The sequence below is a fragment of the Streptococcus cuniculi genome (genome assembly GCF_001921845.1).
Taxonomy (GTDB): domain Bacteria; phylum Bacillota; class Bacilli; order Lactobacillales; family Streptococcaceae; genus Streptococcus; species Streptococcus cuniculi.
This window is the reverse complement of record NZ_MSJM01000004.1, coordinates 56,135-70,334: the sequence shown is the minus strand read 5'-3', so window position 1 is coordinate 70,334 and position 14,200 is coordinate 56,135. Positions and strand designations below refer to the sequence as shown.

12 protein-coding genes are annotated in these 14,200 nt (G+C 46.3%); 11 read left to right on the top strand and 1 reads right to left on the bottom strand.

All coding sequences use genetic code 11. The annotated features are described in order from the left end of the window. The first annotated feature begins 163 nt into the window (after positions 1–163). From pyrF to BU202_RS05155, 7 genes are all read left to right on the top strand, one after another. Complete coding sequence (gene pyrF, locus BU202_RS05185; RefSeq protein ID WP_075104736.1) at positions 164–859, top strand: orotidine-5'-phosphate decarboxylase; 696 nt, start codon at positions 164–166, stop codon at positions 857–859. Between the two features lie 223 nt (positions 860–1,082). Further along, the gene (gene pyrE / locus BU202_RS05180) at positions 1,083–1,712 is read left to right on the top strand and encodes an orotate phosphoribosyltransferase (RefSeq protein ID WP_075104735.1); all 630 of its coding nucleotides are present in this window, start codon (positions 1,083–1,085) and stop codon (positions 1,710–1,712) included. 102 nt (positions 1,713–1,814) lie between these two features. After that, positions 1,815–3,302, top strand: coding sequence for a glycosyltransferase family 39 protein (locus BU202_RS05175; RefSeq protein WP_075104734.1), 1,488 nt, complete (start codon positions 1,815–1,817; stop codon positions 3,300–3,302). Continuing rightward, positions 3,299–4,234: a glycosyltransferase family 2 protein gene (locus BU202_RS05170; protein WP_075104733.1), complete on the top strand. Its 936-nt coding sequence runs from the start codon at positions 3,299–3,301 to the stop codon at positions 4,232–4,234. Before BU202_RS05175 ends, BU202_RS05170 begins: the two co-directional genes overlap by 4 nt. Continuing rightward, positions 4,234–4,887, top strand: a complete 654-nt coding sequence (locus BU202_RS05165; protein ID WP_075104732.1) for a uracil-DNA glycosylase — start codon at positions 4,234–4,236, stop codon at positions 4,885–4,887. Before BU202_RS05170 ends, BU202_RS05165 begins: the two co-directional genes overlap by 1 nt. A gap of 8 nt (positions 4,888–4,895) precedes the next feature. Beyond that, on the top strand, positions 4,896–5,360 hold the full coding sequence (locus BU202_RS05160; RefSeq protein ID WP_075104731.1) for an NUDIX hydrolase: 465 nt from the start codon (positions 4,896–4,898) through the stop codon (positions 5,358–5,360). A 10-nt stretch (positions 5,361–5,370) separates the two neighbouring features. Next, a complete protein-coding gene (locus tag BU202_RS05155) occupies positions 5,371–6,639 on the top strand; it encodes a dihydroorotase (protein WP_075104730.1) in 1,269 nt (422 codons plus the stop codon). Between the two features lie 24 nt (positions 6,640–6,663). Here BU202_RS05155 and plsY read toward each other — a convergent pair whose 3' ends face one another. Beyond that, a complete protein-coding gene (gene plsY, locus BU202_RS05150; RefSeq protein WP_075104729.1) occupies positions 6,664–7,308 on the bottom strand; it encodes a glycerol-3-phosphate 1-O-acyltransferase PlsY in 645 nt (214 codons plus the stop codon). Positions 7,309–7,456: 148 nt separating this feature from the next. Here plsY and parE point away from each other — a divergent pair, with 148 nt between their 5' ends. From parE to BU202_RS05130, 4 genes are all read left to right on the top strand, one after another. Continuing rightward, on the top strand, positions 7,457–9,400 hold the full coding sequence (parE, locus tag BU202_RS05145; RefSeq protein ID WP_075104728.1) for a DNA topoisomerase IV subunit B: 1,944 nt from the start codon (positions 7,457–7,459) through the stop codon (positions 9,398–9,400). Positions 9,401–9,510: 110 nt separating this feature from the next. Then, positions 9,511–10,113 carry a protein adenylyltransferase Fic gene (fic, locus tag BU202_RS05140; protein ID WP_075104727.1) on the top strand — a complete coding sequence of 201 codons (603 nt, stop codon included), beginning with the start codon at positions 9,511–9,513 and terminating at the stop codon, positions 10,111–10,113. A 298-nt stretch (positions 10,114–10,411) separates the two neighbouring features. After that, entirely contained in the window at positions 10,412–12,862 is a 2,451-nt protein-coding gene (parC, locus tag BU202_RS05135) for a DNA topoisomerase IV subunit A (protein ID WP_075104726.1), read from the top strand. Between the two features lie 279 nt (positions 12,863–13,141). Beyond that, on the top strand, positions 13,142–14,170 hold the full coding sequence (locus BU202_RS05130) for a branched-chain amino acid aminotransferase (protein ID WP_075104725.1): 1,029 nt from the start codon (positions 13,142–13,144) through the stop codon (positions 14,168–14,170). Positions 14,171–14,200: the final 30 nt, after the last annotated feature.

Sequence of the window (14,200 nt, the reverse complement as noted above, 5' to 3'; positions counted from 1 at the left end):
ATGAGTAAAATAGGGATAAGAAAATTGGAATAACGGATTAACCCCTTTAACTAAGTCCAGAGAGGCTAGAAAGGTGTTCATGGTAAAAGTAGGGATTAGCCCTTCTTTTCGTGCAACCTTGTCTAGTTAGGCAAGGTTATTTTTTGTAGAAAGGAACCATTGAATGAGAGAAGAACGACCAGTCATTGCACTTGATTTTCCTAATTTTGAGCAAGTCAAGGATTTTCTAGCGCTTTTTCCAAGCGATGAGCGCTTGTATGTCAAGGTTGGCATGGAATTGTATTATGCTGTCGGGCCTGAAATGCTCGCCTATATCAAGCGTTTGGGGCATAGCATTTTCCTAGATTTGAAACTGCATGATATTCCAAATACGGTGGAGTCCGCCATGCGGGTCTTGGCAGATTTTGGAGTGGATATGACCAACGTCCACGCAGCAGGTGGTGTGGAGATGATGAAGGCTGCCAAACGCGGCTTGGGAGATAGCGCCAAGCTCATTGCGGTCACCCAGCTGACGTCTACCTCGGAAGAGCAGATGCGAGACTACCAAAACATTCAAAGTAGTCTGAAAGAGTCTGTGTTGCACTATGCGCAAAAAACCTATGAAGCGGGTTTGGACGGTGTTGTCTGCTCTGCCCAAGAAGCCGCAGCCATCAAACAAGTGACTTCTGATGACTTTATCTGCTTGACACCGGGTATTCGTCCGCAAGGCGCTGCGGCAGGTGACCAGAAACGTGTCGTCAGCCCCGCAGATGCTTACCGAATTGGAAGCGACTATATTGTCGTAGGTCGTCCTATCACGCAGGCAACAGACCCTGTAGCGGCTTACAGAGAAATTTACAAAGAGTGGAATCAACTATAGTGAATTGAATAAAGGTTAGGACATCGTTAAGTCGCTTTTACTCGTCAAAAATCAAAACCTGACGTCGTTAACTCACCTTGCTGAACTTCAGTTCTAGCTACGATTTCGTTGCCTAGTCAGATTTTGATTTTTATAGAGTATTGATGAACGCTAGTTCTATCTGTAGCTATCCACTATATACTATTTGTCAACTATTATCACAAAAGAATAAAAGGAGTACCAGATGACATTATCAAGAGAAATTGCAGCACACTTGCTCGATATTAAGGCGGTCTATCTTCAGCCAGAAGAACCCTTCACATGGGCTTCAGGAATTAAATCACCGATTTATACAGACAACCGTATTACGCTTTCTTATCCAGATACGCGTACCTTGATTGAAGACGGCTTTGTGGAGAAAATCAAAGAGTCTTTCCCAGAAGTGGAAGTGATTGCAGGAACTGCAACCGCAGGAATTCCCCACGGTGCGATTATTGCAGACCGCATGAATTTGCCCTTTGCCTATATCCGTAGTAAGCCTAAAGACCATGGGGCTGGGAATCAGGTAGAAGGTCGCATTGTCAAGGGACAAAAGATGGTCGTGATTGAAGATTTGATTTCGACAGGTGGCTCTGTGCTAGATGCAGTGGCAGCAGCAGAACGTGAGGGCGCAGATGTCTTAGGCGTGGTGGCCATTTTCACCTACGAATTGCCAAAGGCAGATGCCAACTTTGAACAGGCTGGTGTGAAATTGGTAACCTTGTCAAATTACAGCGAACTCATCAAGGTGGCCAAAGTTCAAGGCTATATCAATGCAGATGGCTTGACCTTGTTGAAGAAGTTTAAAGAAAACCAAGAAACGTGGCAGGACTAGGCTAGTCTTGCGAAAAAGAGTGAGGAACAAGCAGCGAGCGAGGCTTCCCCTCTTTTTTTGTAAGAATAGAAATCTTTTGGCGAACATGCTATAATAGGCTGTATGTATCAGTTGTTTTTTAAGTTTATCCAAAAAAGCATGTGGCTGATTACCCTGTTTTGGTTGGTGGTAGTTGCCCAGGAATTAGGACATTTTCCAAGACTGTTTCTCTATAGCTTAGCCATCGTGCTTGTCTTGCTCGTGCAGCAGAAAGAGGCGCTTGTAAAGGCCTACCGGTTTGCGATGGCGCATAAGAAGGGGCTGGTCTTTATAGCGATAGTCTTTCAACTCGTGGTGATTGTATCAGCCAACTTACTAGTCAGACGGGATGCAGCTGTGGTCATTACAGGGGCTTTAGAGATGATAGGGGAAGAGTCTATTTCCAACTATCTGACACGTAATCCCAATAATCTGCCCGTGTTCTTGTATGCGCGCAGCCTCTATCATCTATTCGGCTTTTCAGCGCTCTGGGTCTTGCAGCTTCTGGGAATGATGTATATCAATGGAACAGCCTATATCCTCTACCGAACAGGGCGTGACTTTTTCAGTCAGCAGGTGGCAGACAGTCTATTTAGCCTCTATCTTTGCTTGCTAGGCTTTTCGCCCTATGTCATTCAGACCTATACAGACATCACCTCGCTTCCGTTTTTAGCAGGACAGTTGTACTTGATGGTCGCCTTGCTCAAAGAAGAGCAGAAAGCCAATCAACGTCTCTGCTTGCTCGGCTTGGTTACTGCGATTGCAACCGTCTTTCGACCAACAGCGCTAATCATTGTCATTGCCTTTGCGATGGTCTTGTTTTTGAAAGGAAAATGGAAGAAGTTTGTCCATTATATGGCAGTCTTTGTTGCTAGTTTTGGCTTGGTGTTTGCTGGGTTAACGGTTGCCATCTATCATCAGCAAGAAGTCACGATTGTCCGCGATGAGACCTTGGCAAAGAGCCTGACGACCTTTATCAATCTGGGCTTGACCTATTCAGGAACAGACCAAGAAGATATGAAAGAAGGCCTATTGCTCTATGTCGAACCCGACAAGCGTGAGGAGTATAACAATGGCATGTTTGCCACAGAAAATGAACTCAAGGAAATCAAGCGCAGACTAAGAAGCTATACAGCGCTGACATTTGCCCAGCATCTCGAATACAAGTTAGCGCAGACCTTGTACGATGGCTCTCTCAACTGGCTTTACCGAGAGCCTGAAGATGAAAAAACGCCACTCGTTTCCCCGCTCTATGCCTATACAGAAAAGAACGCATTTGCTGAGGCGGTTCGTCAAACGATTATCCAGTATGATGGGAAATATTATCATTATTATCAAGTGGTTAAGCAGGTTGTCTGGTTGCTTGTAGCGGTCGGATTATTTGCAGCGGTTAGACGCTATCGTGCAGATGACACGCTGAATTTTTTAAGCCTTGCCATCTTTGGCGGTCTCCTATTCCTCATGATTTTTGAGGGAGGAAAGACCCGCTATCTCCTGCAATTTTTCCCGCAAATCTTGCTCCTATCAAGCCTTGGCTTAGTAACGATTTACCAAAAGGAAAGGAAACTATGATTTCAGTCATCGTCCCTTGCTTCAATGAAGAAGAAGCAATCCCCCTCTTTTATCAGGAAATGGAAAAGATTCGTGAGCAGATGGAGGAAACCTTTGAATACCTCTTCATCAACGACGGCTCAAAGGATAGGACCTTGGAGGTCTTACGAAACTTGGCCAGTCAAGATGAGGCGGTTCAGTATCTCTCTTTTTCTCGGAATTTCGGTAAAGAAGCAGCCCTCTACGCAGGCCTCAAAGAAGCTAGTGGGGATTTAGTAACGGTCATGGATGTGGACTTGCAAGATCCGCCTGAAATGCTCATCGAAATGAAGGCCATGTTAGAAATCAATGCGGACTTGGACTGTGTGGGAACGCGCCGGGTGACCAGAGATGGGGAGCCTCCCATTCGGAGCTTCTTTGCAACCCTCTTTTACAAAGTGATGAATAAGATTAGTCAGGTTGAAGTGGTCGATGGTGCGCGTGATTTTCGCTTGATGCGCCGTCACATGGTCGATGGTATCCTAGAAGTTTCCGAGTACAATCGCTTTTCAAAGGGCATCTTTGCTTGGGTGGGCTTTGAGACAGAATACCTCCCCTATGAAAATGTCGAGCGTGTGGCTGGTGAAACTAGCTGGTCTTTCTGGAAACTCTTGTCCTACTCGATTGAAGGAATCATCAACTTTTCAGAAGTTCCACTCAATATCGCCTCTTATTTGGGATTTTTGACCTTCCTCTTATCTCTCTTGATGATGGTAGTGATTGTCATTAAAACCCTTGTTTTTGGGGATCCAACCATCGGCTGGCCCTCCACCATTTGTATCATTTTATTCCTAGGTGGCTTGCAGTTGATGACCATCGGAATTTTAGGAAAATATGTGTCCAAGGTATTCCTAGAGACCAAGAAACGTCCGATTTATCTCGTGAAAGAAAAAAGTAAGAAGAAGGTGGACTAATGGAACATTCAGCTTGGCATGATTTGATAAAACAAGAGCTCCCGCAGGGCTATTTTGGAAAAATCAATCAATTTTTGGATTATGTATATGGACGAGGTGTGGTCTATCCTCCGAGAGAAAAGGTCTTTAACGCCATTCAGACTACAGCTTTGGAAGATGTGAAGGTGGTCATTTTGGGACAAGACCCCTATCATGGCCCCAAGCAGGCGCAGGGCTTGAGTTTCTCTGTGCCAAATGACTTGCCCGCACCACCGTCTCTGCAAAATATTTTGAAAGAATTGGCAGATGATGTGGGTGAAAAAACGCAACACGATTTGACCCCGTGGGCAGAACAAGGAGTTTTGCTATTAAATGCAAGTCTAACTGTCCCTGCTGGACAGGCCAATGGTCATGCGGGACAAATCTGGGAACCCTTTACGGATGCCATTATCAAGGTGGTCAATCAGAAAGAAAGCCCTGTTGTCTTTATTCTCTGGGGCTCCTATGCCCGCAAGAAAAAGGCCTTGGTGACCAATCCTCACCATTTGGTGATTGAGTCTGCTCATCCAAGCCCTTTGTCTGCCTACCGTGGATTTTTTGGCAGTAGACCCTTTTCACGTACCAATCATTTTTTAGAAAGCAAGGGGCTAGACCCCATTAACTGGCTCTTGTAGGAGAAAACATGGTAAAATTAGCAACGATTTGTTATTTGGACAATGGAAAAGAATTGCTCTTGTTGCACCGCAATAAAAAAGAACATGATGTCCACGCCGGCAAGTGGATTGGCGTGGGTGGCAAGTTAGAGGCAGGTGAGACACCGCAGGAATGCGCGGTGCGCGAAATCCTTGAAGAAACAGGCCTACGCGCAAAGCCAGTCTTGAAAGGCATTATCACCTTTCCAGAATTTACGCCAGACCATGACTGGTATACTTATGTCTTTACGGCAACAGAGTTTGAGGGAGACCTTATTGACTGTGCCGAAGGCACACTTGAGTGGGTGCCTTACGAAGAAGTGCTATCAAAGCCCACTTGGGAGGGGGACCACACCTTTGTCTCCTGGCTCTTAGAAGGCAAGCCCTTCTTTTCTGCCAAGTTTAGCTATAAGGGTGATGAGCTGGTGGACAGCCACGTGGATTTTTATGAATAAGGAGAAGAAGATGTTACTTATCCAAAACGGTCGGGTCATGGACCCCAAAACAGGTTTTGATCAGGTCTGCGATGTCTTGGTTGAGGGCCAGAAAATCGTTCAGATTGCAGACAAGATTGAAGTGCAAGCTGACCAAGTCATCGATGCGACAGGCATGGTGGTGGCACCTGGTCTGATTGATATTCATGTGCATTTTAGAGAGCCAGGTCAGACACATAAGGAAGATATTCACACAGGGGCGCTTTCGGCAGCAGCTGGCGGCTTTACCCGAGTGGTCATGATGGCCAATACCAGTCCAACCATTTCCACAGTTGAAACCTTGGAGGAAGTCTTGGCGTCTGCTAGACGCGAGGATATTCATATCCACTCGGTTGCAACGATTACAGAGAATTTTGACGGCCAACATCTGACGGAGTTTAAACAGTTATTGGCGGCGGGAGCCGTTGGTTTTTCAGATGATGGAATCCCTTTGACCAGCAGTAAAGTGGTACGAGAAGCCATGGAAGAAGCCAAGAAATTAGGGACCTTCATCAGTCTCCACGAAGAAGATCCAGAGTTAAATGGTATTCTGGGGCTTAATGAAGAGATTGCCCGCAAGCATTTTCACGTCTGCGGTGCGACAGGTCTTGCCGAATATAGCATGGTGGCGCGTGATGTCATGATTGCCTATGCGACTAAGGCGCACGTTCATATCCAGCATTTGTCCAAGGAAGAAAGTGTAAAGGTGGTGGAATTTGCCCAGCAATTAGGTGCGCAGGTCACAGCAGAAGTAGCACCGCAGCATTTTTCAAAGACGGAAAATCTGCTCCTGACCCAAGGCAGCAATGCCAAGATGAACCCGCCTTTGCGCCTTGAATCTGACCGCTTAGCAGTCATCGAGGGCTTGAAATCAGGTGTCATTTCCGTTATTGCCACGGACCACGCTCCTCATCATCAGGACGAGAAAAATGTCGCAGATATTACGCAGGCACCGTCTGGCATGACCGGCCTTGAAACATCGCTCTCACTCGGCTTGACCTATCTGGTGGCTGCAGGGCATTTGACATTGATGGAGTTATTGGAAAAAATGACCCTCAATCCAGCTCAATTGTACCAGTTTGACGCGGGCTACCTAGCAGAAAACGGTCCAGCAGACATCACGATTTTCGCACCAGACGAGGAGCGAACCGTCGCGCCTGATTTTCTATCGAAGGCTAGCAATTCTCCATTTGTCGGTGAAAGACTAAAAGGACAGGTTCATTATACGATTTGCGATGGCAGGGTTGTGTATCAGGCATAATAAAAAAGCTAAGGAAGTGCTTCCTTAGCTTTTTGCATGTTGTTTCGTAAGATTTAATCCCCATGGGACTAGGTTCTCCTCTTTTTTAAGAATCCGCTCGATATTTTCCTTATGGCGGACAATGACAAAGCTCCCTAAGAAGAGGACAACAAGGGTAAAGACGAGGTCGTAGCCATCAATGAGAAAGCCAATACTTGGAAATAGCAGAGCTCCCAGCATGCCTAGGATAGCACCGATAACGCTTGAAAGGGACACCATAGAGGTCATGTACAACGTGACTGCAAAAATCACGATGAGGTAGAGGCAAAATAGTGGGGCAAATCCCATGAGCATACCAGCTGATGTCGCAACCGCCTTACCGCCCTTGAATTGGGCAAAGATAGGAAAAGTATGCCCCAGTACAGCAACCAAGCCAAATACGACAGGTGATAGCCCTTCAGCATGAAGCCAAATCGGTAGCAAGACCGCCAAGGTACCTTTTAAAAAGTCCACTATAAACACCGCAATACCAGCTTGTTTTCCCAAAACGCGGAAAGTATTGGTCGTTCCGATATTGCCAGAGCCGTATTCTCGGATATTTTTATGGAAAAAAACGTGGCCAATCCACAAGCCAGACGGGATAGATCCCAGCAAATAAGCAATCAATAAAAGTATCATCGTTTTCATCATATCCCCATTATACCATGAAATCGCTCCATTACCTATTTCAGTGCCCAAAATATCTGGAGGAAAATGTGACAGCGGAAAAAGGTCACCATTTGCAAAAATAGCAAAAAACCTGTAAGATAGTAAGGATGAACAACACAGGAGGTTCCTTGTGGCAAAAAAGGAAATCAACATTAACAATTACAATGACGACGCGATTCAGGTCTTAGAAGGGCTGGACGCGGTTCGCAAACGTCCCGGAATGTATATCGGCTCGACCGACGGGGCAGGACTCCATCATTTGGTCTGGGAAATCGTAGACAATGCAGTCGATGAAGCCCTATCAGGATTTGGAGATCGCATTGATGTCACCATTCATAAGGACGGCAGTCTTAGTGTTGCTGACCACGGACGGGGAATGCCAGTCGGCATGCACGCGATGGGGATTCCAACGGTAGAAGTCATTTTCACCGTGCTTCACGCTGGAGGAAAATTCGGCCAAGGTGGCTACAAGACTTCAGGGGGGCTGCACGGGGTAGGTTCTTCCGTCGTAAATGCCCTCTCTAGCTGGTTGGAAGTGGAAATTACCCGTGATGGAGCTGTCTATCGTCAGCGTTTTGAAAATGGTGGCAAACCTGTCACAGGTCTTGATAAGGTCGGAACGGCTCCCAAGTCAAAATCGGGAACCAAGGTTCGCTTCATGCCAGATGCTAGCATTTTTTCAACGACCGATTTCAAGTACAATACTATTGCCGAGCGCTTGAACGAATCAGCCTTTCTCTTAAAGCAAGTGACCCTGACCCTGCTAGATGAGCGGACAGGCGAAGAAAGCCAGTTCCACTATGAAAATGGTGTCCAGGACTTTGTCAGCTATCTGAATGAAGACAAGGAAACCTTGACCCCAGTCCTGTATTTTGACGGGGAAGAGGGAGGATTTCAGGTCGAAGTGGCCCTCCAGTACAATGACGGTTATTCAGACAATATCCTGTCTTTTGTCAACAATGTCCGCACCAAGGACGGAGGAACGCATGAGACGGGGCTTAAAACCGCTATTACCAAGGCTATGAATGACTATGCCAGAAAGACTGGTCTGCTCAAAGAAAAAGACAAAAATTTGGAAGGTTCAGACTACCGCGAGGGTCTGGCTGCCGTCTTGTCTATCTTGGTGCCAGAGGAGCATTTGCAGTTTGAAGGCCAGACCAAGGACAAGTTGGGAAGTCCTCTGGCTCGTCCAGCAGTAGATAGCATTGTGTCGGACAAGTTGACCTTCTTCCTTTTGGAAAATGGCGAATTAGCCTCCAACCTCATTCGTAAGGCGATTCGCGCAAGAGACGCAAGAGAAGCCGCGCGAAAGGCCCGCGATGAAAGCCGCAATGGCAAGAAAAACAAGAAAGACAAGGGACTTTTATCAGGGAAATTAACCCCTGCCCAGTCTAAGAATGCAGCAAAAAATGAACTCTATCTGGTCGAGGGAGATTCAGCCGGTGGCTCTGCCAAACAAGGACGGGACCGCAAATTCCAAGCGATTTTACCCCTACGAGGAAAGGTCATCAATACCGCCAAGGCGAAAATGGCTGACATTCTCAAAAATGAAGAAATCAACACCATGATTTATACAATCGGTGCAGGTGTCGGCTCTGACTTTAATCTGGAAGATGCCAATTACGATAAGATTATCATCATGACCGATGCGGATACCGATGGTGCCCACATTCAGACCCTTCTTCTGACCTTCTTTTACCGCTATATGCGCCCGCTAGTCGAGGCGGGTAAGGTCTATATCGCCTTACCACCGCTTTACAAGATGAGTAGGGGCAAGGGCAAGCAGGAAAAAATTGCCTACGCTTGGTCAGACAATGAACTTGAGCAACTCCGCAAGGACTTTGGCAAGGGAGCGAGCTTACAGCGCTACAAAGGACTTGGAGAAATGAACGCAGACCAACTCTGGGAAACGACCATGAACCCTGACACCCGTACCTTGATTCGTGTGACCATTGAAGACCTCGCCCGTGCCGAACGCCGTGTGTCCGTCCTCATGGGCGACAAGGTCGAACCCCGCCGCAAGTGGATTGAGGACAATGTCAAGTTTACCTTGGAAGAAAGTGGAGTGTTTTAACAGAGCACCTTATCAACTTGAATGACAAAAAAATATTATTTCAGTCGTTCAAGTGTCGCCTTCAATTTGTAATGTGAGCCTGTAAAAGACACATCAGAAAGTGAGCTATTATGGTTTTAGAAAATAAACTAGGGATTGAGCAGTCAGCGCAATTAGCAGAGGCTGAAGAAAGAATCAGTAAGAAACAGGCGGCTCTTTTATTTGAAACAGGTCGATTATTTGAAATAGAAATTGGAACTTTTAAGGGGCTAGCAGCTATTCACTCGGCCTTGTTTTCAGAGATTTATGAGTTTGCAGGTAAAATCCGGGATGTCAATATTGCCAAGGATAATTTCCAATTTGCACCTCGGATTTTCCTCGAGCAATCCTTGGCTTACATTGATCAACTTCCTCATGACACATTTGATGAAATTGTGGATAAGTATGCCGATATGAATATTGCCCATCCTTTTCGTGAAGGCAATGGTCGAAGTATGCGCATCTGGTTAGATTGTATGTTGCGTGAAAAACTGGGAAAAATCGTAGATTGGAATCTGATTGATAAGGATGAGTATTTTAACGCTATGATTCGTAGCCATGTTTCGACAGGTGAACTCAAATACCTGCTTCTGAACGCTCTTACCGATAACCTTAGTCAGGCTAGTTTTTTCAAGGGAGTAGATGCGTCTTATTATTATGAAGGCTACACTCTGTACAAGACAGAAAAATTATAACCAAAGAATAAGGATTCTATCCTATTAGTACTAAGAAATAGAGAAAGGAGTAGTTTAGTTATTTTTAATAACTGAACTTGGGCTAGGAGCTGTGCAAAAAAGATAGTTTCTCCTAGAACTTGAGGTTCTTCGTCAAAACTTCTATTTTTACTTTGCTCGCTTAACGCCCGTAGTATCTTATTTTTAATAACTGAACTTGGGCTACGAGCTGTGCAAAAAAGATAGTTTCTCCTAGAACTTGAGGTTCTTCGTCAAAACTCCTATTTTTGCTTTGCTCGCTTAACGCCCATAGTATCTTATGAGTACAATTCAAAACATGTCCCTTGAGGACATTATGGGAGAGCGCTTTGGGCGCTACTCCAAATACATCATTCAGGAGCGGGCATTGCCAGACATTCGTGACGGCTTGAAGCCCGTGCAGCGGCGGATTCTTTATTCCATGAATAAGGATGGCAACACCTTTGATAAATCCTATCGAAAATCCGCCAAGTCTGTCGGAAATATCATGGGGAATTTCCACCCGCACGGGGATTCGTCTATTTACGATGCCATGGTCCGCATGAGTCAGGACTGGAAAAACCGTGAGATTTTGGTGGAAATGCACGGAAATAACGGTTCCATGGATGGGGACCCGCCTGCGGCCATGCGGTATACCGAGGCACGCTTGTCTGAAATGGCAGGCTTCTTGCTGGAGGACATCGAAAAGAACACCGTTCCCTTTGCTTGGAACTTTGACGATACGGAAAAAGAGCCGACTGTGCTGCCTGCTGCCTTTCCAAACCTCTTGGTCAATGGGGCGACAGGGATTTCTGCTGGATATGCGACGGACATTCCGCCCCACAATCTTTCAGAAGTCATCGATGCCGTGATTTATATGATTGATCATCCGTCTGCCAAGGTGGAAAAGCTGATGGAATTCTTGCCGGGACCTGATTTCCCGACAGGAGCCATTATTCAAGGGCGCGATGAAATCAAAAAAGCCTATGAGACTGGAAAAGGGCGCGTCGTTGTACGGTCTAAGACCGAAATTGAGCAGCTAAAAGGTGGCAAAGAGCAAATCGTTGTCACAGAAATTCCTTATGAAATCAACAAGTCCGTCCTTGTCAAAAAGATTGACGATGTGCGGGTCAGTAACAAGGTAGCTGGCATTGCTGAAGTCCGTGACGAGTCAGACCGGACTGGCTTGCGGATCACCATTGAGCTGAAAAAGGATGCCAATCGTGACTTAATCTTGAACTACCTGTTCAAATACACCGATTTACAGGTCAACTATAATTTCAATATGGTGGCGATTGACCATTTTACGCCACGTCAGGTTGGGATTGTGCCGATTTTGACCAGCTACATTGCCCACCGAAAAGAAGTCATCTTAGCCCGTAGTCGCTTTGACAAGGAAAAGGCAGAGCGGCGCTTACATATTGTCGAGGGCTTGATTCGGGTGATTTCGATTCTGGACGAGGTCATTGCCCTCATCCGCGCCAGCGAAAACAAGGCCGATGCCAAGGAAAATCTCAAGGTCAGCTATAACTTTACCGAGGAACAAGCAGAAGCCATCGTGACCTTGCAACTCTACCGCTTGACCAATACGGACGTTGTGGTTCTAGAGGAAGAAGAAGCAGAGCTTCGCGAGAAGATTGCCTACCTAGCAGCCATTATCGGAGATGAGCGTACCATGTACAACCTCATGAAAAAAGAACTCCGTGAGGTGAAAAAGAAATTTGGCAATCCGCGTCTTAGTGAATTGCAGGATACAGCAAAAACGATTGAAATCGATACAGCCAGCCTTGTGGTTGAAGAAGAGACCTACGTCAGCATCACCAAAGCAGGCTATATCAAACGCACCAGTCCACGTTCCTTTGCAGCGTCAACGGTGGAAGAAATCGGCAAGCGTGACGATGACCGTCTGATGTTTGTGAGTGTAGCTAAGACAACCCAGCAGCTCTTGATGTTCACGAGTCTGGGCAATGTCATCTATCGGCCTGTCCATGAATTATCCGACATCAAGTGGAAAGAAATTGGAGAACACCTTAGCCAGACCATTTCCAACTTTGAAGTCCGAGAAGAAATCATCTATGCTGAATTGGTTGAAAATTTTGACACAGGCGTCTATATTGCTGCGACGAAAATGGGGCAAATCAAGCGGGTTGAGCGTAGCGAATTTAGCCCTTGGCGGACCTACAAGTCCAAGTCGCTCAAATTTGCCAAATTGAAAAATGACGATGACCAAGTGGTCTTGGTCGCACCAGTCCAGCTAGAAGATGTCATGGTTATCACGAAGAATGGTTACGCTCTGCGCTTTAACAGCGAGGAAGTGCCTGTCGTTGGTGCCAAGGCAGCTGGTGTCAAGGCCATTAACCTCAAAGGTGACGATACCGTGGCAGCGAGCTTCCTTGTGTCAAGCAAGGCCTTCTATCTCTTGACCCAGCGTGGAGCGCTGAAAAAAGTAGCAGTCGATGAGATTCCAGCAACCAGCCGTGCCAACCGTGGCTTGCAGGTTCTGCGTGAATTGAAGGCCAAACCGCACCGTGTCTTTGTCGCAGGAATCGTCCGAGGCGAAGCGATTGATTTTGACTTGTTCCACCAAGGAGAAAGTGTGGAAGAAAGCCAAATCTTGCGAGTGGTGTCCACAACTGGTCAGGTGTATGAAATGAACCTGTCAGAGCTGTCCTTCTCTGAACGCACCAGCAACGGCAGCTTTATCTCTGATACCATTTCAGATGAAGAAGTCAACGATGCCTATCTTATATAAAAATCAGCCTTGTGCTGATTTTTCGTTAGATTAAATTATCTGAAAATTGAAAATAATACTTGAAAATCTTGAAAAAAGGTGTACAATAGTAAGCACAGAGTTAGAACCTGTATTCACAGATCAGCAACTCTATTCAGGGCTTGTTTTTCGCTACTCATCCTTGCTTTTTTTCGAAATACAGTCAGTATTCCTTCAAAAAAACGCCTTGATTATCGTAAAATAAGCTCCCGATTAGAATGACTTCGCTTATGAATACAGGTTCTTAAAAAGGAGAAATCTATGACCGTATCACTTGACTGGGAAAACCTCGGATTTTCCTATATGAAATTACCCTATCGTTATCTTGCAACCTATAAAGACGGAAAATGGCAGGAAGGCGGTCTGACAGAAGATGCAACTCTTCACCTGTCAGAGTCCTCGCCAGCCCTTCATTACGGCCAACAAGCCTTTGAAGGCTTAAAAGCCTACCGCACCAAGGACGGCTCTATCCAACTTTTTCGTCCAGACCAAAATGCAGAACGTTTGCAACGGACAGCTGACCGCCTCTTGATGCCGCAGGTGCCAACGGACATGTTTGTGGAGGCTTGTAAGGCGGTGGCGCGTGCTAATAGCGATTATGTACCTCCTTACGGAACAGGCGGGACACTCTATCTTCGTCCGCTTTTGATTGGGGTTGGGGATATTATCGGTGTCAAGCCAGCTGATGAATACATCTTCACCATTTTTGCCATGCCGGTTGGGAATTATTTCAAGGGGGGACTTGCTCCGACCAATTTCCTGATTCAAGATCAGTATGACCGCGCCGCACCGCATGGCACAGGTGCAGCCAAGGTCGGCGGAAACTATGCCGCTTCCCTGTTACCGGGTCAATACGCCAAAAAACAAGGCTTTTCAGATGTGATTTATCTGGATCCAGCGACCCACACTAAGATTGAGGAGGTCGGCTCTGCCAACTTCTTTGGCATTACTAAAAACAATGAATTTGTCACCCCCATCAGCCCGTCTATCTTGCCGTCTATTACCAAGTATTCGCTATTGTACTTGGCGGACCATCGCTTGGGGATGAAAGCTATTGAGCGGGAAGTCTTGGTCGATGATTTGGCAGAATTTGTCGAAGCAGGAGCCTGCGGAACAGCTGCTGTCATCTCGCCAATCGGTGGTGTCCAACATGGGGATGATTTCCATGTCTTTTACAGCGAAACAGAAGTTGGACCCGTGACTCGTAAGCTCTACGAGGAATTGACAGGCATCCAATTTGGGGATATTGAAGCGCCAGAAGGCTGGATTGTAAAAGTAGATGAAAACTAGGGCTTGTACTTGCAAGCTCTATTCTTTTCG

What these genes read in the sequence shown, in the direction of transcription:
- BU202_RS05165 (WP_075104732.1), top strand. Translation starts at nt 4,234, where the DNA reads ATGGAACATTCAGCTTGGCATGATTTGATAAAACAAGAGCTCCCGCAG.
- pyrE (WP_075104735.1), top strand. Translation starts at nt 1,083, where the DNA reads ATGACATTATCAAGAGAAATTGCAGCACACTTGCTCGATATTAAGGCG.
- BU202_RS05155 (WP_075104730.1), top strand. Translation starts at nt 5,371, where the DNA reads ATGTTACTTATCCAAAACGGTCGGGTCATGGACCCCAAAACAGGTTTT.
- pyrF (WP_075104736.1), top strand. Translation starts at nt 164, where the DNA reads ATGAGAGAAGAACGACCAGTCATTGCACTTGATTTTCCTAATTTTGAG.
- BU202_RS05175 (WP_075104734.1), top strand. Translation starts at nt 1,815, where the DNA reads ATGTATCAGTTGTTTTTTAAGTTTATCCAAAAAAGCATGTGGCTGATT.
- BU202_RS05160 (WP_075104731.1), top strand. Translation starts at nt 4,896, where the DNA reads ATGGTAAAATTAGCAACGATTTGTTATTTGGACAATGGAAAAGAATTG.
- BU202_RS05170 (WP_075104733.1), top strand. Translation starts at nt 3,299, where the DNA reads ATGATTTCAGTCATCGTCCCTTGCTTCAATGAAGAAGAAGCAATCCCC.
- BU202_RS05130 (WP_075104725.1), top strand. Translation starts at nt 13,142, where the DNA reads ATGACCGTATCACTTGACTGGGAAAACCTCGGATTTTCCTATATGAAA.
- fic (WP_075104727.1), top strand. Translation starts at nt 9,511, where the DNA reads ATGGTTTTAGAAAATAAACTAGGGATTGAGCAGTCAGCGCAATTAGCA.
- parC (WP_075104726.1), top strand. Translation starts at nt 10,412, where the DNA reads ATGAGTACAATTCAAAACATGTCCCTTGAGGACATTATGGGAGAGCGC.
- plsY (WP_075104729.1), bottom strand. Translation starts at nt 7,308, where the DNA reads ATGATGAAAACGATGATACTTTTATTGATTGCTTATTTGCTGGGATCT.